We start from the raw sequence: 19,472 nt of genomic DNA on the forward strand, positions 1-19,472 counted from the left end.
TGCCTATAGCATATGGGCGCAGCGGCGTATTGGTGAACGATTCGAGTCGGTCCGGCGGAACGAAGCGGGTGAATGCTCGTTCGTCGAAGAACGAAGGTCGCCTTCTTCAAAGCCGCAAAGAGGCTCGGGATAGAAATATGACCGTCCGTATCGTATGATGGAACATATAGACGGCTGCTGACGCGCAGCTGCCGCCGAGGAGGATTATCCGCATGAAACAACGCAACAAAACCGCCGCTTCCCGCGCCGTCGCCGCGCCGTCGCGCAAGCTCGGGCTTTCGCTGATCGTTTCCGCCGCCGTTCTAGCCGGGCTCGTCGCGGCGGCGTACGGCCAGCGCTCCGCGCTTGCGCCTTCGATCGACGCCGTGATCGAGTCGCTCGAGGTGAAGCGGCCGGCGCCGGAAGTCGTCGAGTTTCGCATGACCGACTTCGACAACGGCTGGCTGAAATATTCGGACGGCGCGGTGAAGGTGACGAGCGACGGGGGAGCGCAGTGGCGGGAAGCGGCTTCCGCCGCGGCGGGGGAGAAGGCCGCCGGGGACGGCGACGGCTCGGGACGTAGCGAGCGGATTCTTGCGCCGGCCGCGGAGAAGAAGCCGGCGTCGATCGAGTACGGCGCGAAAACGGTAGCCGTCAAGCAGTCGCAATTTTTGACCGACCGGATCGGCTGGGCGCTGCCGGAAGGCGGCCTAGGGCTGCCGGCTCCGCTGCTCGTGACGACGGACGGCGGAGAGACGTGGCATGCGGAGATGACCGCGGACGTGAAGGCGGCGGTCGAAGCGGAGAAAAAGCGCGAAGCGGAAGCCGAGCTCGAAGCGTCGCTGTACGAAACGCCGGAGGCGGCCAGACAAGCGATGCGCGCCCCGTCGTCGCTCATGCCGGGCCGCGTTTCGCCGGGCGACGTGGCGCTGCTGCGCCAAGACAAGCCGGGGAGCGTGGAGTGGCAGGGGAAGACGTATAAGCTGCAGCCGTTCGGATCGGGCTACTATACGTACATTCCGATTCCGATGTCGGTCAAGCCGGGCGACTATTCGATCGGCGACCGGAAGCTGACGATCCAGGCGAAAACATTCGATACGCAATATTTGCAGGTGACGAAGCAAATGGAGAGCATGCGCCAGGATACCGTCCGCATTCAGGCCGACCAGAAAAAAATCGACGCGGCGCGCAGCAAGTCGGAGCCGGCCTTTTTGTTCGACTCGCCGTTCGTCCAGCCGGTTCAAGGCGTTTTGACGACGCCGTACGGCCATACCCGCTACGTCAACGGCAAATACGACAGCTCGCATATGGCGATCGACCTCGCGGCCAAGGAAGGGACGCCGGTCCAAGCGACGAACGACGGGATCGTGGCGCTGGCCGACAGCTTGTATTTGACCGGCAACGCGATTTATATCGATCACGGGATGGGGCTGTTTTCGCAGTACGCGCATTTGTCCGAGCTGCGCGTCAAGACCGGCGACCGGGTGAAAAAAGGCGACATTATCGGACTCGTCGGCTCGACCGGTTTTTCGACCGGACCGCACCTGCATTTCACGTTTTGGGTGCACAACGTGCAGGCGAACCCGAACCTGTTTTTCGGCAAAACGCCGCAGCGGTGGGCGAATCCGGCGCAATAGCGTCCGCGGGAAAAATTCGCTATAACCGACATGCCGATTGCTTCGCGCGGCGCGATTATGGTAAGATGAATGCAATTACCGGAACGGAGGGTTCGTCGTGATAGATTCTATTCGGGTCAGGACGTTGCGCGGCTAATCGTATAGCGTAAACGGCTCTGCCTGCGGCAGAGGACTCGGGATAGGTCTGTCCACATTTTCATATACGGCGATGGCGGCGAGAGCTTGCCGTTCGCTTCCCGCGGCGGGATGTCGCAGGCGGCGAAAGGCGTCCGCTTGCACGCTTTCTTTTCGTATGAAAACACGAAGACCCGCAAGTCCGGTCTGCGTGCCGCTTTTGCGGCTCGTTCCAGACACGGATCGTTCTCGATATCCTCTTCGCATATGCGCACAGGCAGCGGCCAAAGTTGTCTGTGTTTTTGTTTTTTCATCCACATGTACGGGAGGATATTCATCTATGGAACAAAGGGAACAAACGGAACAAAGAGCGATAACGGTAGGCGTCAATTTGCACAATCAGCCGGATTTCGTCGATTCGATGGAGGAGCTGCGCCATTTGGCGGCGGCGTGCGACGTGGAGGTCGTGGGGGAGCTGACCCAGAAGGCGGCCCACGTGAACGCGTCGCATTATATCGGCACGGGCAAAGTGTCGGAGCTGTCCGAGATGCTGCGCGCGTACGAGGCGAACATCGTCATTTTCAACGACGAGCTGTCCCCTTCGCAAATTCGCAATCTGGAAAAAGATTTGGCGTGCAAGGTGATCGACCGCACCATTTTAATATTGGACATTTTCGCGGAACGGGCCCGGACGAGAGAAGCGCAGCTTCAAGTGGAGATGGCCCGGATGCAGTACATGCTGCCGCGTCTCGTCGGCTTGCGCGAGTCGCTCGGCCGGCAGAGCGGCGGGGTCGGCACGAAAAACCGGGGCGCCGGCGAAACGAAGCTGGAGCTCGACCGGCGGCGCATCGAGGCGAAAATCGCGGCGCTGCACAAGGAGCTGGAGACGCTCGTCGCCCAGCGGCAAATTCAGCGGAAGCAGCGGCAAAAAAACAAAATTCCGGTCGTCAGCCTCGTCGGCTATACGAACGCCGGCAAATCGAGCCTGATGAACGCGCTGATCGAGCGGTTCCATCCGGACGGGGGCAAGCTCGTGCTCGCCAAAGACATGCTGTTCGCCACGCTGGAAACGTCGGTGCGCAGCATCGAGCTGCCCGACAACAAATCGTTTTTGCTGACCGATACGGTCGGGTTCGTCCGCAATTTGCCCCATCATCTGATCAAAGCGTTCCGCTCGACCTTGGAGGAGGTCGCCGAATCGGATTTGCTCGTTCACGTCGTCGACTATGCCGATCCGGAGCACGAGCATTTGATCGCCGTCACGAACGAAACGGTGAAGGCGTTGGGAGCGGATCATATTCCGATGCTGTACGCCTACAACAAAACGGATTTGGCGCCCGAACGGCCGGCCGACGAGCCGGACCGCGTATGCGTGTCGGCGAAGCGGGGCGACGGCATCGACGAGCTCGTGCGGCGCATCCGCGAGCGCATTTTCACGGACTACGTCCGCTGCGAAATGCTTATCCCGTTCGAGCAGGGGCGGCTCGTTTCGTATTTGAACGAAAACGCCAACGTCACGTCGACGAGCTACGAGGAAAACGGAACGAAGCTGACGCTGGAATGCGTGAAAGCCGACTACGACAAATATCGCGACTACGTCGTCGCGGGTCCGGAATGACCGGTCATTTCAAAAACAGATCGGCGACTTCGCGCCAGCTGCCGACGCGCGGGTACCGGTCCTCGAACACGTTGTGGCTGGCCGTGAACAAAATGCCTTGCCCGCGGAAACGGGCGAACTGGTACGCGTGATCGTCGATCAAATAGTCGGCGTCGATAATGCTTTTGTCCCCGCAAAACACGATATGCGTGGCCGGGATGAACGGAAAATGCTCCTGCAGCCATTCGTACTTGGCGGTAAACGAGGCGGGAACTTCCATCGCGGCCGAGGCGACGAAAATTTCGTATCGCGTCTGCAGCTCGCGGATGACGTCCTGGCTGTCCGGCATCACTTTCAAATCCCGCATAAACAACGGGTCGTCGAAGTAGCGGGACACCTCGTCGCCGCATTTGGCGACGTGCCGCAGCTTTTTGCCGTGCAGCCGCTCGGGCGTAATCGTATCGCCGTAGTCGCGGTTGTAGCATTCGATCATTTTGCCGAGCGTATCCGCCATCACTTCGTCCATGTCGATGGCGATGCGCTTTTTTGTGTCTCCCATATGCAGACGCTCCTATCCGTTCTGTTTTGCTGCGTTCCGCGACGAATACGCGGGCCGCGTCTGTCAACGCTATGAATAACGGTTCCCTCTAAATGCTAGCCCGAATCGGCGGGAAGGTCAACCGCGGCGGCTCGGAACAAGTGCAACTTTATCCGGGTTCGCGACGTCATAGGTAAGGGCAGCTTGTACGAAAAGGAGGATTGCGTATGAAAACGATAGCGGCGGCCGTCCTGCTGCTTGGCAGCCTGCTTCTGGTTCAAGGCTGCGGCGGCGCGGGCGGAAGCTCGGGAGACGCGGGCATCGCGATTCGCGGCGAGGTGATCGCCGTCGGCGAATTGCCGAACGGTCCGGGGACGCTCATGCTGGTCGAAGGGAAGAAGGAAGAGGATACCCGATACGATAAAGCAAACGTCAGCGTGCCGCAAAAAACGGCGAACGTATACAAAATGGCGAACGGGAAAAAGGAAAAGGCGGCGGTATCCGATTTGAAATCCGGGCTGCGCGTCGAAGTCCGCTTCGCCGGTCCGGCGCAGGAGATGGGGATCGTACAGGGAGAGGCGAAAGAAGTCGTCATCCTGGAGGGCGGCTCCGGTACCGGATCGCAAGGTTAACGGCGCATGGCGGATTGGATAACGAAATAAGCGATCGCTCAGGCTGCTTCGGGAGAATTGCCCGATGCAGCCCGTTTTTTTATGCGCGCTTGACATTCGGATTTTAATATGTCATTATGATACTATCAAAATTGAATAATCGAGGTGAGACGCTAAACCGATGGAACGACAGCCCGAAGAGAACGAGTCGAATTATACGGCGAGCCGATACCGGACGCCGGACGGGGCCCCCAGCGACATTGTCATCTTCACGATTACGTCGCGCGAGCGGGCGGCCGGCACGAAGGCGCTGCCGGACCGAAGGCTGGAGGTGCTGCTGATCCAGAGGAAAAAGTGGCCGTTCGAAGGCCGATGGGCGCTGCCGGGCGGATTTTGCGACGAGAACGAGAGCATGTACGATTGCGCCAGACGGGAGCTGATGGAGGAAACCGGAGTTGCCGACGTCCATCTCGAATATTTGAACGTCTATAGCGAGCCGAAGCGCGATCCGCGGGGCTGGATCATTTCCCACGCCTTCTTCGCGCTCGTGCACGAACGCTACTTGGCGGATCGCAAGGCGCAGGACGATGCGGCGGACGTCCGGCTGTTCCCGGTCGACGAGGCGCTCGGCATGGAGCTCGCCTTCGATCACGGGCTCATTTTGCGCGACGCGCTGGACAAAGTAAGAGAGAAGATGCTGGCGACGACGATCGCCAAGGAGTTTTTGCCCGAGGAATTTACGATCGGCGAGCTGTATCAGGTGATCCGGACCGTCGTGCCGGATTTCGAGGAGCCGAACTTTATTCGCAAAATTACGTCCACCCGCGCGAGACAAGGCATTTTGGAAGAGGCGACGGACGAGGACGGCCGGCGGAAGCTGTCCAACCGGTATTCCCAGCGTGCGGCCCAGCTGTACCGGTTTACCGAATACGAGCCGAAGCTGTCCATCTACGGATAAGCCGCGGCCTCGTAAGCCGGGGCGGCGGACCGATTCATAAGGAGGCGCGTTAGTCATGAAAGCATTGATCGTGATCGATTACACCGTCGATTTCGTCGTAGGGAAGCTGCCGTGCGGGCAGCCGGCGATCGACATCGAAAGCCGCATCGCGGAGTTGACGGAATCGTTCGTCCGGCAAGGCGACTGGGTCGCGATGGCCGTCGATCTGCACGACGAGAACGATGCGCTGCACCCGGAGCACCGGCTGTTTCCGCCGCACAACATTCGCGGCACGGAAGGCCGCAGCTTGTACGGCAAGCTGAAATCGGCGTACGACCGCTTCGCGGACCGGATCTACTGGATGGACAAAACGCGGTACAGCGCGTTTTGCGGCACCGATCTCGAGCTGCGGCTGCGCGAGCGCGGCGTCGACGAAGTGCACCTGGCCGGCGTCTGCACCGACATTTGCGTGCTGCACACGGCGGTCGACGCCTACAACAAAGGGTTCCGCATTTGCGTGCACGAGGATGCGGTCGCCTCGTTCAATCCCGCGGGTCACGACTGGGCGCTGCAGCATTTCGCGAATTCGCTCGGAGCGGCGCTGCTGCGCGGCGGCAAACCGGCTCGCGGCTGAGGCGGAGTTATACGGCTATCGGATAAGGAAAGGATGATATGCGGTGCATGGCGGAAACTTGACTTTGCATACGGACAAATACCAGATCAATATGATGTACGCCCATTGGGTTACCGGTTCGCATAACGACAAGGCGGTCTTCGACGTTTACTTCCGCAAGCTGCCGTTCGGCAACGGGTACGCCGTATTCGCCGGACTGGAGCGGATCGTCGAGTATATCCGCACCCTCTCGTTCGGCGACGACGAAATCGCCTATTTGCGCGAGCAGGAGGAAAACTACCGCGAAGACTTTCTCGAGGAGCTGCGCCGGTTTCGGTTTACGGCGAACGTTCACGCCGCGCCGGAAGGCTCGCTCGTCTTTCCGAACGAGCCGATCGTCCGCGTGGAAGGCCGCATTTTCGAGGTGCAGCTGATCGAAACGGCGCTGCTCAACTTCATGAACTACCAGACGCTGATCGCCACGAAAGCGTCGCGGATCAAGCGGGTCGCGGAGAACGACGTCCTGCTCGAATTCGGCTCGCGCCGCGCCCAGGAAGCGGACGCCGCCGTATGGGGGGCTCGCGCCGCCTACATCGCCGGCTTCGACGCGACGTCGAACATGCTGGCCGGGATGAAGTTCGGCATCCCGACAAAAGGCACGCACGCCCACGCCTGGGTGCAGGGGCACGATTCGGAGCAGGAGGCGTTCGACGATTACGCGGCCGCCCTGCCCGATCAGGTGACGCTGCTCGTCGATACGTACGATACGCTGGCAAGCGGCGTGCCCCATGCGATCCGGACGGCGAAAAGGCTCGAGGAGCAGGGGAAGCGGATGAACGCGATCCGGCTCGACAGCGGCGATTTGGCTTATTTGTCCAAACGGGCGCGCGACATGCTCGATCAGGCCGGGTTGCCCTACGTGAAAATCGTCGCCTCGAACGATCTCGACGAAACGCTCATATTCAACTTGAAGGCGCAGGGCGCGCGCATCGATACGTGGGGCGTCGGCACGCAGCTGATTACCGGAGGAACCGAGCCCGCTCTGGGCGGCGTCTACAAGCTCGTCGCGCGGGAAGCGGGGGGCGTCTGGCAGCCGGTCATTAAAATATCGGGCAATCCGGAAAAAATTACGACGCCCGGCGTGAAGGACGTATACCGGATCGTCAACCGGCGAACCGGCAAAGCCGAAGCGGATTACATCGCGTTAAGCGAAGAAACGGACGTCCGCGAAGGGAAGCGGATCAAGCTGTTCGATCCGGTTCATCCTTACATTCACAAATACGTCGAGGATTACGAGGCGCGTCCGCTGCTTCGGCCCGTCTTCGCCGGCGGCGAGCTCGCCTGCGAGCTTCCGGACCTGAACGCCATTCGCGCCTATCATCGCGAGCAGCTCGAGCTGTTTTGGCCGGAGCATTTGCGCAAGCTGAATCCGGAGACGTATCCGGTCGATTTGAGCGAAACGGCGTGGCAGCTCAAAATGAATTTGCTGCACCGGCATACGAAAAAAGAATAGGACCTGGGCCGAACGCCGGACGGATCGGTCCGCCGTTTCCCGCTGAGGGGACCTTGGAATCAAGGTCCCCTTTTGGCGCCGTCGCCGGGCGTTCAGGCGCGGCAACGTAGCGGTCCGGCCGTTCCCCGGACGGGGAACCGCGCTTTCGCGTGCTTCCGCGTTGCTTCGGAGAGGGAATCGACACGGAATGCACCTGCCCGAAAAATAGTGCTTCGGAACCGGAAACGGACTTTTGCGCGCACTTGCCGCGGTTCGATGTTCGGCCGGTTGCGGCGAATGCCGTGCCGTACGGGCGAAGTCGGAGAGGCGCCACGTTCCGTCTCTGGGAAAATATCGACATCGTTCGCCATTTTGCGCAATCTTCATGAAATCCCCTCCAAACCCATTTTTTTCAAAAGAGAAGTTTGTCGCCCTCCGGTTCGCGGCGTTCTCGACAAATGGCGAAATAGTGCTACGATTAGACAAAATTCAGACTTTCCGACTAGTTCTTGGGGAATGGTTCGGGGCTTTCCGGGTAGTTCTTTTCGCTTCAGGCAACCGGTGTCCCAGTGCTTGGCGCACCCATTTATTAAGTTTTCTTATTGAAATTTTATATGAAAATTTAAAACGGGCATCGACATGTTTTTACAGCATTTACACTCTGTTCATGCGATAACTATGAATGAGAACAATTCGCATGAAAGACGGAGGGATTAATTAAATGAACATCGGCACCGCGAAAATCAGCTTGGATATTCGGGCGATCTTGACGCAAATGGGTCTCAAGCCGTACCCCGAATCGGAGGCGGCCACGGCGCGCAAGGAGTCGCTGAAGCTGGTCAGGAGGCGGTACTCGAGCTAGGACATTGCCACTTTGATAATCCAACGAGGTTGGGGGGCTTAGTAAAGTACGTACTTTAGTCACATACCCGTATTACCGGTTCCGATGATAGGACGTTCAGACGTCTTTACATAGATTCGGCCGATCGGCCGCGGAACGGCGGTGCTTCCGCATAAGCCGATCGTCCCGGCATCACCCATGACAAAACGAAGCCTCCGATCCTATACGGGACGGAGGCTTTTTAGGTTTATGGGCCGTCGTTCGCTCAGAACATGCTCCAATCGAACTGCTCGGACAGCAGCCGCAGCAGGTGAACGCCCGCCGTGCTGTTTCCTTTGTCGTTCAGCGCCGGTCCGATGATGCCGATGCCGAGCTCGCCGGGGACGAGGGCGAGAATGCCCCCGGCCACGCCGCTCTTGGCCGGAATGCCGACCTGGATGGCGAATTCGCCGGAAGCGTTGTACATGCCGCACGTGACCATGAACGATTTGGCGATGCGCACATACCGTTTCGGCACGAGCTGCCGGCCGGTCGACGGATCGACTCCGTCGTTTGCCAGGATCAGGCCGATCCGGGCGACATGGGCGCACGTCACCTCAATGGCGCACTGCTTGAAATAGACGTGGAGCGTCGGTTCGACGTCCTGATCGAGCACTTTATTGTCCTTCAAAAAATAGGCGAGCGACCGGTTGCGGTACGCCGTAGCTTCTTCCGACCGGAAGACGCTCTCGTTGAACGACGGACTGTCGTCTCCGGCCAGGTCGCGAACGAAGCGCAGGACGCGCTCCGCCTTATGCTCCGCCGTATCGCCGTCGATCAGCGACGAAACGACGATCGCTCCGGCGTTAATGAGCGGATTGAACGGTTTGCCCGGCTGCACGAGCTCCAGCTTCAGCATCGAGTTGAACACGTCTCCGGTCGGCTCCATGCCGACTTTCTCGAACACGGCTTGTTCGCCTCGGTCCATCAGAGCGAGCAGCAGCGTGATCACCTTCGAGATGCTTTGCAGCGTGAACGGGATGCCGCAGTCGCCGGCCGTCGCGGTCAAGCCGGACTTGTGGCGCAGCGTAATGCCGAGCGCCAGCTGCGGCGCATGGGCGAGCTCGGGTATGTAAGTGGCGACGCGTCCTTGCGTCGCGTAGGCGCGGCACGTTTCGACCAAATGCGGCAGCCGCTGCGTCAATTCGTTGAAATCGGTCGGCATCGTACAGTCTCCCCTTTTGTTTCTCATTATACACCAGCCGGGAGTTCGGCAAAACGGCAGCACGGGTCGGTTGCGGGCACAAAAAAGACCGCCGGAGCGTTTTTCCCCGGCGGAGTTTCTTGCGCGCTCGACCGGAAACGGTCGAAACGCACGGCATGCTGCTTGGCGAAAGCGGGTGACGGCGCCGCGGCGGGCGTCATTTGGCGGAATCCGCCGCGTCCTCGTTCAGCGAGTCGACGAGCTCGTCGACTTCCGGCGGCACGGCGTGCTTGTGCGTGAGCAGGCCGATCGCGACGAACAGGACGCCGGATACGATAACCGGCGATGCGACCAATGTCGCCGTGGAAGCTCCGTCCATCATATATTTCACGTAGCCGAAGGTGAGCAGGCCGGCGGTCCAGGAGACGATCGCCGCCGCCGGGCCGCTCCGCTTGAACGCGGGAAGCAGGCCGAGCAGCATCGGAATCGAGATCGGCCCGATCAGCGCTCCGAACCAGGTGATGAGCAGGCCGATAATGCCGCCGAAGTTGCTCTGGTTGATCGCGACGACGAGCGTCAGCGTCGTGAAGACGACGAGCGTGACGCGCGCGGCCGCCAGCGACGCCCTTCCGCTCAACGCGCGGAAGCGGGCGGACAGCTTCGGCAAAATGTCGCGGGTGACGACCGACGTGATCGCGTTCGCGTCCGACGTCGTCATCGCCATCGTGTGCGCGAACATCGAGGCGAGCACGAGCCCGATCAGTCCGGGCGGCAGCAGGTCCATCGCCATGACCGAATACGACTGGTTCGGATCGGCGAGCGACGGATAGAAGATCGGGGACGCCCACATCGGGAAAAACAGGATGAGCGGCCATATCAAATAGAGCGCGGCCGACAAATACGCCGCCTTGCGCGCTTCCCTCCCGGTAGGGGAGGCGATGTACCGCTGCGCGAGGTTCCACGTGCCGCCGTTGTAGCTGAGAAAATCGATAAGCAGATAGGCGAGCACGAAGCCGAGCGTATACGGCCCGGCCAACGCGTCGTTGTGCGTCGGCGGCAGCCGGTCCCATATGTCGATAACGGAGCCGACGCCGCCCAGCTTGACGAGCACGATGACGAACATGGCGAGCCCGGCGACGAGCTGGACGACGAATTGGGCGAAGTCCGTCCAGGCGTCCGCCCACAGGCCGCCGACCGTGACGTAAAAGAGCGACAGCAGCCCGGAGACGATGACTCCGGTCGCGAGCGGCACGCCGGCGAATACGTTGAGGATGACGGCGATCGACGCCCATTTGGCGCCGACGTCGAACAGCTTCAGCAGCACGCCGCTCCAGGCCATCAATTGCTGCGTCGGAACGTTGTACCGCTGCGCCAAATATTCCGTCGGGGATTCGATGCCGAGTCGCTGGCGCAATCGGGACCAGCGCGGGGCGATCCATTTCGCTCCGGCGAACACCGCGATCGCGACCGGAACGGCCCACCAAATATAGAGCGTGAAGCCGTATTTGTACGCGACGCCCGCATAGGCGACGAAAACGGCGGCGCTGTAGCCGGACATATGGTGCGAAATGCCGGACAGCCACCACGGCATGCGTCCTCCGGCCGTGAAAAAGTCGCCCGTTCCTTTGACTTGCCGATACGACCAGACGCCGATGCCGACCATGAGCAGGAAGTACAGTCCCATGACGACCCAATCGAGTGTGTGCATGTTGTTCCCTCCTTCGCGTTTGTAAACGGACGGACCTCGGGCTCCGAAAAGCGGAACGCCGCGATCCGCCCGATCGGGGAAACGGGTTGAAATCGCTTTACTATGAGCATATTTTCGTTTACCGTAATCATGACAGCTTGTTGCGGACATGGCGGCCCGCCGCCGTCGCCGCGGCTGCGTGAAGAAACGGCCCGTAATGGCGGGCGCGGCGCGGATGATTTCGGAACGGAAGGGAAGGAACGGACATGATTTCGAAGAAGAAAACTTTGCTGCTGGCCGCGATGCTGCTGCTCGGAAGCTCGCCGGCGCCGCTAACCGAATCGGCGGGTGCGGCCCCGGCGGAGACGGGAGGCGCGCCGGTCGTTTGCCTCGATCCGGGACACCAGGAGCGGGCGAGCGGCGAGCTGGAACCGGTCGGCCCCGGTTCCCGGGACAAAAAGCCGCGAGTGACGGCCGGCACTCGCGGCGTTGCGACCGGCAAGCCGGAGTACGAGCTGAATTTGGAGGTTTCCGTCCGGATCAAGGACAAGCTGGAGGCGAAAGGCTTCGCGGTCGTCATGACGCGGCAGTCGCACGACGTCGACATCAGCAACAAGGAGCGCGCGGAAGCGGCGAACGCCGCCGGCGCGGACTTGTTCGTGCGCATTCATGCGGACGGCGACGCTTCGCCGAACGTCCGGGGCGCTTCGGCGCTTTACCCGTCCGAAGCGGCGTCGGCGACGGCCGAGCAATACGCCCGGAGCAAGGCGGCCGCGGACATCATGCTCGCCGACATGGTCCGGGCCAGCGGCGCCAAGTCGCGCGGCACGGCAGCGCGCGGCGATTTGGCCGGGTTCAATTGGTCGACGGTGCCGAACGTGCTGATCGAGCTGGGCTTCATGACGAACGCCGAGGAAGATCGGCTGCTGGCGACGGAGGAGTACCAGGAGAAGCTGGCGGCCGGCATCGCCGACGGCATCGAACGGTATATGACGGACGTCGCCGGCAAGCCCGCATGGAATCCGGCGCCGTTCGACGACACGATCGCGCTGCTGGACGATGCCGATCTGCACGAGCGGGTCGACGGCCGCCTCGTTCCCGTCGGGGCGCGGCTGGGCCCGCAGCCGCTGCGCGCCCGCGAGAAGGCGGGACATTGGTACCGGGTCGACACATGGCTCGGGAGCCTGTGGATTTACGCGCCGTCGGCCGTGATCGGCACGGTCGAGCGGGTAAACGAGACGGTCGTTCTCGCCGAGACGACGCCGTTGTACCCGCACCCGTCCGGCGGAGAACCGCCGATCGGCGAGCTGGCGCCGCAGCCGGCGGAAGCGTTCGAGGCGTGGGGCGACTGGGTTCGCATCCGCACGTGGCTCGGCGACGCCTGGATCAGGCGGCCGTAAGCGCAGATGCGCGAAAAACGCGGCAAACCCCGGTTCCGCCTTGACAAAGGCGATCCGGGGCTTGCTACGGGGCGTCGATTTTAAATTTTTTGTTTCTGCGCCAAAAGGCGACCTCGTGCTCCTTTTTCAGCGCCCAATATTGAAACAGAACGAATGCGGCGATCATCGTCAGCATCATGAGCAGCGTATGGCCCGCTCCGTAATATAAAAAATTGAAGCTGGCGAGCGAAACGTAGCCGACCAGAACGAGCAGCAGCAGCTTCGCGTTCGTCCCCGCCGCGCCTGCCGCCGCGCCGCCCGCCTGAACGAACGAAAAGCCCCAGCGCAATTTGACGAACAGCCTGGCGATCAGCAGCGCCATCAGTCCCGTTACGAGCTGAATCGCGTAGCATTGCGGCGTGGCGGGAGTGAACGCGATCCCGAATCGCTGCGCCGTAAAATAAAGCAGCGAAGTTACGAGACAGTAAGCCAAATACCCGTTCACCGCGATGAGCCCGGAATACAGCGGCGGCACTTTGAACATGAGCCAAAAAAACAAAAACACGACGATCGGCTGTATGAGCGTGGCGAACATTTTCAATTCGAACACGTTGAACAGCATGAACGAGAACAAAGCGAGCAAAAAAGCGGTAAAAGCCAGCTGGCCGATGTACTGGTTGATCTCGAACCGGTACATGGCGAACCATTCCCACATCGAAACGGTCAAAAACGCGAATATGTTCATACGATCTCCGTCTATGCGCTATGGTGATGTTGACGGTTCTATCATACTATACCCGGCCTCGGGACGACAGCGAAATACGATCGTGCGAATTCGCGCGTCAAGCCCCGTTCGTCCGTTCTTTCTCCGGCAAACGCGTCGCGGCGCATATCCGCGCGATTCACGTTCCGGCCTTCCGCTTGTCCCGCTTTTGTTTCAGCTCCTGCGGAATTTCGGGGCGATGGATGACGGGCGAAGCGGAAACGACGAAATAGCCGGCTATTTTGCTCAAGATGCCCGATACGATTTTGGCAGCGATTTTGATCATCGGTCACACCTCCTTCAATCGCAACAGCGAGATCCCCTGGACGAAAAACAACAGCGCCGCCGTCGAAGAGCCGAGCACGAAATTGCCGCATACGAGCGCGACCGACGCCGCTTTCAGCAGCGGGTAAACCCGTTCCGGCATCGTATTGTAGCCCCGCATATGGGAGGGCGCCAGACAAGCCATGCAAACGGCGGCGGCGGCCGTCAGCAGCGTCGTCCAGAAGCCGGACAGCGGGATATGGGGAGGCGCCGCGGTAATGGCGACCATCGCAATCATGCAAGCAATCGGCGAACGGAAATGGTAGCCGCCGGAAACGGTGCGGATGGCGACGAATGCGGCGATCGACGCGGCCGTTTCCGGCAGCGCGCCGGTCAGCAGGCCGATCAGCAGCGAACAGAGCGAAGGGACGATCAGATTGAGCAGCACCGTCAAGGCGAATGTCATGACCGGCACGCTGGCCGTTTCCTCTTCATTCGCCTTTTTGATCGCAACGGCGATTTTTTCGGCCCAGACGTCAATCATGACCGGTATGCTCCTTGCGGAACACCCAATATTGCAAAGCGGCCAAAGAAACGAACACCGGCAGCAGCACGAACAGCTTGTAATTGCCGAGGAAATACAGGAAATTGTAGCTTGTCATGACGAGGTAGCCGACGATCGTGAACAGCAGAAGCCGCGCGTTGATTTTCGTGAATCGGACGCTGACGCGGTTGCCGTGGGGCACGAACGTGTAGCCGAGGCGATAGCGATCGATAAGCCGCGACACAATCAGGGCGGTGCAAGCCGTGGCGATTTGCGCGACGAAGCCGACGGTCGTGTCGGGCATAATGTCCGGCAGAAATTGCTGCAGCACGCCGAATACGACCGTGGTGAGCAAAATGTAGGCCAAATAACCGTTCGTCATGACGAGCCCGGCGTAAAATACGGGAATCCGGAACATTTGCCAGTAAAACAAAAAGACGACCGGCGGCTGAACGAGCGTGGCCATCGTAACGAGCCCGAGCGAAACGATCAAAATGTAGGAGAGCAGCGACAATAAAAACGAGGTGAACCCAATTTGGCCGCGATTGCCGACGATTTCGATCCTGAACATCGTGAAGCTCAGAACGATCAGCGCGAACCATTCCAGCATCGAAACGAGTAAAAACGACAAAGCATTCATGCCCGAGCTCCAATTCCGTTATGCGATAATGAGAGAGAGACCGGCTTCTATTATACAATACGGAATCGGAACGAAAAAGCCGCAAAGCAGCGGCAAAACGATAGACTTCGTTCGGTAAATTTTGACGTTCCGTCGCACGATGCGACAGTTTTCGCGCAGCGCGGCTCTACGCGCACAAGGCTTTGCCCGATCCCGGCTCGCGAAGCGGCAATAATCGTAGCCAAATAGTTCATGTTCCGGTCATATACTTCATGTTCAAAGAATACGCTTTATGATTACATAGAACTGAAAATCGCATTTTTACGAAAAGCGAATCCGTAGGAGGGTAACGTTCATGGCAAACGGGAAACTGAGAGTCGGCATTATCGGCACGGGCGGCATCGCGAACGGCAAGCATATGCCGGCGCTGTCCAAGCTTCCGCAGGTCGAGCTTGTGGCGTTTTGCGATATCGAAGAGGAGCGCGCTCAGAAAGCGGCCAAGCAATACGGCGCCGAAGGGGCGAAAGTGTATACGGATTACCGCAAACTGCTGGAGGACAACACGCTCGACGTCGTGCACGTATGTACGCCGAACGATTCCCATGCGGAAATTTCGATAGCCGCTCTCGAGTCCGGCAAGCACGTCATGTGCGAGAAGCCGATGGCGAAGACGGCGGCCGACGCGCGCCGCATGGTCGAAACGGCGAAGCGGACGGGCAAGAAGCTGACGATCGGCTACAACAACCGGTATCGCCCGGACAGCCTGCACATGAAGCAGGTGGCCGAAAGCGGGCAGCTCGGCGAAATTTATTACGCGAAGGCGCTTGCCATTCGCCGCCGCGCCGTTCCGACGTGGGGCGTATTCCTCGACGAAGAGAAGCAGGGCGGAGGTCCGCTTATCGATATCGGCACGCACGCGCTCGACTTGACGCTCTGGATGATGGACAATTATAAGCCGGTCAGCGTGACGGGCTCCGTGTTCCACAAGCTGGGCAGCCGGGAAAACGCGGCGAACGCCTGGGGTCCGTGGGATCCGAAAAAGTTTACGGTCGAAGATTCCGCGTTCGGCTTTATCAAGATGGAAAACGGCGCGACGATCGTGCTCGAATCGAGCTGGGCGCTTAACACGCTGCTCGTAGGCGAAGCGAAGACGGTTCTGTGCGGCACCGAAGGCGGCGCCGACATGGAGAACGGGCTGCGCATCAACGGCGAGCAATTCAGCCGTCTGTTCGATACGACCGTGAAGACGGACGCCGGCGGCGTGGCGTTCTACGACGGCAAAAAAGAGTCGAGCGGCGACATGGAAGCGCGTTTGTGGGTCGAAGCGATTTTGAACGATACCGAACCGCTCGTCAAACCGGAGCAGGCGCTCGTCGTGACGGAAATTCTCGAAGCGCTGTACGAATCCGGCAGAACCGGCAAGACGGTTTACTTGAATCAGTAATTCGGACCGGGGGCCGCCCATTTCGGGCGTCCGTCGGACGATACGAGGCTGCCGCAATAACGGAGAGGAGGCATCGCTATGAAATTGGGCGTATTTACCGTTTTGTTCGCCGGCCGGCCGTTCGAGGAAGCGCTTGACTATATCGCTTCCAAAGGGCTGGAAGCCGTCGAAATCGGCACGGGCGGCTACCCGGGCAAGGCGCACTGCGATCCGGACGCGCTGCTCGGCGACGCGTCGAAGCTGAAGGCGTTCAAGCAGGCGGTCGAATCGCGGGGGCTGACGATCAGCGCGCTGAGCTGCCACGGCAACCCGCTTCACCCGCAAAAGCAAATCGCCAAAGAGTTTCACGACGCGTTCGTGAAGACGATCGATTTGGCCCAGCGGCTGGAAGTGCCGGTCGTCAACACGTTTTCCGGCTGTCCGGGCGACCACGAGGACGCGAAATATCCGAACTGGCCGGTCGCGCCGTGGCCGAACGACTATCAGGACATTTTGACGTGGCAGTGGGAGCAGAAAGTGATCCCGTACTGGAGCGAGTGGGGCCGGTACGCGTCGGAGCGCAACGTGAAAATCGGCCTCGAGCTGCACGGCGGATTTTCCGTGCACAGCCCGGGCACGCTGCTTCGTCTTCGCGAAGCGGCGGGCGAGGCGATCGGCGCGAACCTCGATCCGAGCCATATGTGGTGGCAGGGAATCGATCCGGTTCAGGCGGTGCATATTTTGGGCCGCGCGGGGGCGATTCATCACTTCCACGCGAAGGATACGACGATCGATCCGGTCAACGTCAACAAGCACGGCGTCACCGACATGCAGTCGTACGCGCTGATGCTCGATCGCGCCTGGCAGTTCCGCACGGTCGGCTTCGGCCACGATCTGAAAACGTGGGCGGACATTTTGAGCGCGCTCCGGCTGGTCGGCTACGATTACGTCGTCAGCATCGAGCACGAAGACGGGCTCATGTCGGTCGACGAAGGGTTTACGAAGGCGGTCGCCAATTTGCAGCAGGTGCTGCTGCGCGAGCCGCTCGGCCAAATGTGGTGGGTATAACAGCGAGTCAAGCCGTTTCTCCGATTCGTCGGGGGAGCGGTTTTTTTTCGTCCGCGCATCGGTTGGCCGGGGTTCGGCCGTTCAGTCGACCAGATTGTTCCATTCCCCGGCCCGGTATTCTTTCGGGCTGACGCCGTAGCGGGCGCGGAAGACGCGGTAGAAATACGTATAGCTGTTGAAGCCGCACATTTCGGAAATTTGCTCGAGCGACATTTTGCTGAACAAAATGCGTTCGCGCGCGGCCGACAGCCGGATCTGCTGCACGTACTGCATGATCGTCTGCTCGAATACCGACTTGAACAGATGAACGGCGCGGGAGACGCTCAGGCCGACGTGCGAGGCGACGTCCTGGATTTTGATCGGCGACAGGGCGTTCTCCTCGATGTAGCGCTTCATTTCGTAGGCGAGAAACGAGCGGCCTTTGCCGGAAGCGGGCCGGTGCTCGTGGCTCGTCCGCTCGATCGTCAGGCACAGCAGACGCAAATAATAGCCGGCCATTTCTTTGGCCGGATGTTTGCCGCGCCGCTGCTCCAATATCGTTTGGCGGCACAGGTGCAGCACGTCCTCGTTCATCGGCAGCTTCAGGCTGACCGGCCGCTCTTTCGCCAGGCGGGCCCACCAGGCGTCCAGCCACGTGCCGCGGCAAAAGAAATAGTAGTCCCCGCTCGACACCTCGACTTCCCCGTTCGACTGCAGCTCCGCTTCGACGCGCAGGTCGTATTGGTCTTTCGGCTTATACACGAGCAGGTCGCCCGGAACGATCAATCTCACCTCGCCGTCGACCAGCGCGCGGCAGCAGCCTTCCACCTGAAAGCGGATCAGGTAGTTGCGCAGGCCGCGGGTCGATTTTACGTTGAACGGCTTCGAATGGTGCGAATAGCCGGCGGCGAGCACTTCGCAGGTCAGCGGATTCATGGAAACCTCCGTTTGCGGATGTGGACTTCTTCTCCTTCTTTATTATCGATACGAATCGGCCGTCCGACAACGGTTTATTTTCGGTAGATATTTGTAATTATTACTGTTAAAATGGAAGGGCGGACAATCACCGCTGCTGCCGCTATCATCCGTGCCATTTCATCGTAAATCTACATACGGGAGGCGTGCCGCTTTGCGCTCCGTTCTTTCCCAAATGGCGCTCCACGGTTTTTTTCTGCTGCTGATCGGCTTCCTGATCGTCATCGCCATGAATCCGGGCGTGCTCGTCCCGCTCGATTTCGAATGGCCGGAAGCTCGGGCGGTCCATTCGTTCAAAACGATTTTGATCGGCATCGTGCTCGAAGCGCTGCCTTTTATCGTCCTCGGCGTGCTCGTCTCCTCGTTCGTGCAAATGTTCGTGCCCGACAGCTGGATTCGCCGGTTCGCTCCGAAGCATCCGCTGCTCGGCATCGCGTTCGCCTGCCTGCTCGGGTTTCTGTTTCCGATATGCGAATGCGGCATGGTCCCGGTTATACGCAGGCTGATCGCCAAAGGCATGCCGTTGTACGTGGGCGTCGTGTTCATCGTGGTCGGCCCGATCTTCAATCCGGTCGTCTATGCGGCGACGTACATGGCGTTCCGCAATCGCCCGGAGCTGGTGTACTCGCGTACGGGGCTCGCCCTCTTCGTCGGCGCGGCTGTCGGCCTGTTCGTCTACGCGTTCGTGAAAAACAACGCGCTGAAGCATAGCGCGGCTTCGCTTTACGGCTCCGACGGCGAGGGGGAAGGCGATCAACGCGGTCGCAGCCGCGGCCGCGGCCACGGCCACGGCCACGGCCACGGCCATTCCGGCGGCAATCGGTTTTTCGCAATGCTGGATCATGCCGGAGCGGAATTTATCGATATGGGCAAATATTTGATTTTCGGCTCGTGCGTCGCGGCGGCCATCCAGACGTTCGTCCCCCGGGGAAGCCTGCTCGAGATCGGGCAGCATCCGTACGTTTCCCATTTTTTTATGATGGGCCTCGCGTATGTGCTGTCGCTTTGTTCGACGTCCGACGCATTCGTCGCTTCCTCCTTCGTCGGGACGTTCTCGATCGGATCGGTGCTGACGTTCATGGTGTTCGGACCGATGCTCGATTTGAAAACGACGCTGATGCTGTCCTCCGTGTTCCGTCCGCGATTCGTGCTGCTTTTGTCCGTTCTGATCGCCGCATTCGTTTTGCTCGGGGCGCATGCCGCCGATCTGCTTGTGCTGACATACTAAA

At 60.0% G+C, this 19,472-nt stretch carries 19 protein-coding genes; 11 read left to right on the plus strand and 8 right to left on the minus strand.

The annotated features are described in order from the left end of the window. The first annotated feature begins 212 nt into the window (after positions 1 to 212). Complete coding sequence (locus PV407_RS24625; RefSeq protein ID WP_332092660.1) at positions 213 to 1,616, plus strand: M23 family metallopeptidase; 1,404 nt, start codon at positions 213 to 215, stop codon at positions 1,614 to 1,616. Between the two features lie 454 nt (positions 1,617 to 2,070). Beyond that, on the plus strand, positions 2,071 to 3,348 hold the full coding sequence (gene hflX / locus PV407_RS24630; RefSeq protein WP_332092661.1) for a GTPase HflX: 1,278 nt from the start codon (positions 2,071 to 2,073) through the stop codon (positions 3,346 to 3,348). Positions 3,349 to 3,352: 4 nt separating this feature from the next. Here the strand turns inward: hflX and PV407_RS24635 are convergent, their stop codons facing one another. Beyond that, positions 3,353 to 3,886: a 5' nucleotidase, NT5C type gene (locus PV407_RS24635; protein WP_332092662.1), complete on the minus strand. Its 534-nt coding sequence runs from the start codon at positions 3,884 to 3,886 to the stop codon at positions 3,353 to 3,355. 206 nt (positions 3,887 to 4,092) lie between these two features. Between PV407_RS24635 and PV407_RS24640 the strand changes: the two genes are divergently transcribed. The 5 genes from PV407_RS24640 to PV407_RS24660 all read left to right on the plus strand — a co-directional run bounded on the left by PV407_RS24640 (position 4,093) and on the right by PV407_RS24660 (position 8,380). Further along, the gene (locus tag PV407_RS24640; protein ID WP_332092663.1) at positions 4,093 to 4,497 is read left to right on the plus strand and encodes a hypothetical protein; all 405 of its coding nucleotides are present in this window, start codon (positions 4,093 to 4,095) and stop codon (positions 4,495 to 4,497) included. Positions 4,498 to 4,657: 160 nt separating this feature from the next. Next, positions 4,658 to 5,434 carry an NUDIX domain-containing protein gene (locus PV407_RS24645; protein WP_332092664.1) on the plus strand — a complete coding sequence of 259 codons (777 nt, stop codon included), beginning with the start codon at positions 4,658 to 4,660 and terminating at the stop codon, positions 5,432 to 5,434. Between the two features lie 55 nt (positions 5,435 to 5,489). After that, on the plus strand, positions 5,490 to 6,047 hold the full coding sequence (locus PV407_RS24650) for a cysteine hydrolase family protein (protein ID WP_332092665.1): 558 nt from the start codon (positions 5,490 to 5,492) through the stop codon (positions 6,045 to 6,047). A 43-nt stretch (positions 6,048 to 6,090) separates the two neighbouring features. Continuing rightward, positions 6,091 to 7,539 (plus strand): nicotinate phosphoribosyltransferase, encoded by a 1,449-nt coding sequence (locus PV407_RS24655; protein WP_332092666.1) that lies wholly within the window; start codon positions 6,091 to 6,093, stop codon positions 7,537 to 7,539. Positions 7,540 to 8,239: 700 nt separating this feature from the next. After that, the gene (locus tag PV407_RS24660) at positions 8,240 to 8,380 is read left to right on the plus strand and encodes a hypothetical protein (protein ID WP_332092667.1); all 141 of its coding nucleotides are present in this window, start codon (positions 8,240 to 8,242) and stop codon (positions 8,378 to 8,380) included. Between the two features lie 244 nt (positions 8,381 to 8,624). Here the strand turns inward: PV407_RS24660 and glsA are convergent, their stop codons facing one another. Both glsA and PV407_RS24670 read right to left on the minus strand, forming a co-directional pair. Continuing rightward, entirely contained in the window at positions 8,625 to 9,563 is a 939-nt protein-coding gene (glsA, locus tag PV407_RS24665) for a glutaminase A (protein ID WP_332092668.1), read from the minus strand. A gap of 196 nt (positions 9,564 to 9,759) precedes the next feature. Then, entirely contained in the window at positions 9,760 to 11,250 is a 1,491-nt protein-coding gene (locus tag PV407_RS24670; RefSeq protein ID WP_332092669.1) for a sodium:solute symporter family protein, read from the minus strand. A gap of 245 nt (positions 11,251 to 11,495) precedes the next feature. Here PV407_RS24670 and PV407_RS24675 point away from each other — a divergent pair, with 245 nt between their 5' ends. Next, the gene (locus tag PV407_RS24675; RefSeq protein ID WP_332092670.1) at positions 11,496 to 12,629 is read left to right on the plus strand and encodes an N-acetylmuramoyl-L-alanine amidase family protein; all 1,134 of its coding nucleotides are present in this window, start codon (positions 11,496 to 11,498) and stop codon (positions 12,627 to 12,629) included. 64 nt (positions 12,630 to 12,693) lie between these two features. Here PV407_RS24675 and PV407_RS24680 read toward each other — a convergent pair whose 3' ends face one another. The 4 genes from PV407_RS24680 to PV407_RS24695 all read right to left on the minus strand — a co-directional run bounded on the left by PV407_RS24680 (position 12,694) and on the right by PV407_RS24695 (position 14,819). Beyond that, positions 12,694 to 13,353: a hypothetical protein gene (locus tag PV407_RS24680; RefSeq protein ID WP_332092671.1), complete on the minus strand. Its 660-nt coding sequence runs from the start codon at positions 13,351 to 13,353 to the stop codon at positions 12,694 to 12,696. A 157-nt stretch (positions 13,354 to 13,510) separates the two neighbouring features. Beyond that, positions 13,511 to 13,657 (minus strand): cyclic lactone autoinducer peptide, encoded by a 147-nt coding sequence (locus PV407_RS24685; protein WP_332092672.1) that lies wholly within the window; start codon positions 13,655 to 13,657, stop codon positions 13,511 to 13,513. A 3-nt stretch (positions 13,658 to 13,660) separates the two neighbouring features. Continuing rightward, on the minus strand, positions 13,661 to 14,179 hold the full coding sequence (locus PV407_RS24690) for an accessory gene regulator ArgB-like protein (RefSeq protein WP_332092673.1): 519 nt from the start codon (positions 14,177 to 14,179) through the stop codon (positions 13,661 to 13,663). Next, on the minus strand, positions 14,172 to 14,819 hold the full coding sequence (locus PV407_RS24695) for a hypothetical protein (RefSeq protein WP_332092674.1): 648 nt from the start codon (positions 14,817 to 14,819) through the stop codon (positions 14,172 to 14,174). The genes PV407_RS24690 and PV407_RS24695 overlap by 8 nt, the downstream gene beginning before the upstream one ends. Before the next feature lie 334 nt (positions 14,820 to 15,153). Here PV407_RS24695 and PV407_RS24700 point away from each other — a divergent pair, with 334 nt between their 5' ends. Next, a complete protein-coding gene (locus PV407_RS24700; RefSeq protein WP_332092675.1) occupies positions 15,154 to 16,242 on the plus strand; it encodes a Gfo/Idh/MocA family protein in 1,089 nt (362 codons plus the stop codon). Positions 16,243 to 16,320: 78 nt separating this feature from the next. After that, a complete protein-coding gene (locus PV407_RS24705; protein WP_332092676.1) occupies positions 16,321 to 17,289 on the plus strand; it encodes a sugar phosphate isomerase/epimerase family protein in 969 nt (322 codons plus the stop codon). Between the two features lie 81 nt (positions 17,290 to 17,370). Here the strand turns inward: PV407_RS24705 and PV407_RS24710 are convergent, their stop codons facing one another. After that, positions 17,371 to 18,204, minus strand: a complete 834-nt coding sequence (locus tag PV407_RS24710) for an AraC family transcriptional regulator (RefSeq protein WP_332092677.1) — start codon at positions 18,202 to 18,204, stop codon at positions 17,371 to 17,373. Positions 18,205 to 18,472: 268 nt separating this feature from the next. Here PV407_RS24710 and PV407_RS24715 point away from each other — a divergent pair, with 268 nt between their 5' ends. Next, on the plus strand, positions 18,473 to 19,471 hold the full coding sequence (locus PV407_RS24715) for a permease (protein ID WP_442951706.1): 999 nt from the start codon (positions 18,473 to 18,475) through the stop codon (positions 19,469 to 19,471). The last annotated feature ends 1 nt before the right edge of the window (position 19,472 follow it).

Source organism: Paenibacillus sp. GYB003 (assembly GCF_036577625.1).
In the GTDB taxonomy this organism is placed as follows: Bacteria; Bacillota; Bacilli; order Paenibacillales; family NBRC-103111; genus Paenibacillus_AB.

What these genes read in the sequence shown, in the direction of transcription:
- PV407_RS24625 (WP_332092660.1), top strand. Translation starts at nt 213, where the DNA reads ATGAAACAACGCAACAAAACCGCCGCTTCCCGCGCCGTCGCCGCGCCG.
- hflX (WP_332092661.1), top strand. Translation starts at nt 2,071, where the DNA reads ATGGAACAAAGGGAACAAACGGAACAAAGAGCGATAACGGTAGGCGTC.
- PV407_RS24635 (WP_332092662.1), bottom strand. Translation starts at nt 3,886, where the DNA reads ATGGGAGACACAAAAAAGCGCATCGCCATCGACATGGACGAAGTGATG.
- PV407_RS24640 (WP_332092663.1), top strand. Translation starts at nt 4,093, where the DNA reads ATGAAAACGATAGCGGCGGCCGTCCTGCTGCTTGGCAGCCTGCTTCTG.
- PV407_RS24645 (WP_332092664.1), top strand. Translation starts at nt 4,658, where the DNA reads ATGGAACGACAGCCCGAAGAGAACGAGTCGAATTATACGGCGAGCCGA.
- PV407_RS24650 (WP_332092665.1), top strand. Translation starts at nt 5,490, where the DNA reads ATGAAAGCATTGATCGTGATCGATTACACCGTCGATTTCGTCGTAGGG.
- PV407_RS24660 (WP_332092667.1), top strand. Translation starts at nt 8,240, where the DNA reads ATGAACATCGGCACCGCGAAAATCAGCTTGGATATTCGGGCGATCTTG.
- glsA (WP_332092668.1), bottom strand. Translation starts at nt 9,563, where the DNA reads ATGCCGACCGATTTCAACGAATTGACGCAGCGGCTGCCGCATTTGGTC.
- PV407_RS24670 (WP_332092669.1), bottom strand. Translation starts at nt 11,250, where the DNA reads ATGCACACACTCGATTGGGTCGTCATGGGACTGTACTTCCTGCTCATG.
- PV407_RS24675 (WP_332092670.1), top strand. Translation starts at nt 11,496, where the DNA reads ATGATTTCGAAGAAGAAAACTTTGCTGCTGGCCGCGATGCTGCTGCTC.
- PV407_RS24680 (WP_332092671.1), bottom strand. Translation starts at nt 13,353, where the DNA reads ATGAACATATTCGCGTTTTTGACCGTTTCGATGTGGGAATGGTTCGCC.
- PV407_RS24685 (WP_332092672.1), bottom strand. Translation starts at nt 13,657, where the DNA reads ATGATCAAAATCGCTGCCAAAATCGTATCGGGCATCTTGAGCAAAATA.
- PV407_RS24690 (WP_332092673.1), bottom strand. Translation starts at nt 14,179, where the DNA reads ATGATTGACGTCTGGGCCGAAAAAATCGCCGTTGCGATCAAAAAGGCG.
- PV407_RS24695 (WP_332092674.1), bottom strand. Translation starts at nt 14,819, where the DNA reads ATGAATGCTTTGTCGTTTTTACTCGTTTCGATGCTGGAATGGTTCGCG.
- PV407_RS24700 (WP_332092675.1), top strand. Translation starts at nt 15,154, where the DNA reads ATGGCAAACGGGAAACTGAGAGTCGGCATTATCGGCACGGGCGGCATC.
- PV407_RS24705 (WP_332092676.1), top strand. Translation starts at nt 16,321, where the DNA reads ATGAAATTGGGCGTATTTACCGTTTTGTTCGCCGGCCGGCCGTTCGAG.
- PV407_RS24710 (WP_332092677.1), bottom strand. Translation starts at nt 18,204, where the DNA reads ATGAATCCGCTGACCTGCGAAGTGCTCGCCGCCGGCTATTCGCACCAT.
- PV407_RS24715 (WP_442951706.1), top strand. Translation starts at nt 18,473, where the DNA reads ATGAATCCGGGCGTGCTCGTCCCGCTCGATTTCGAATGGCCGGAAGCT.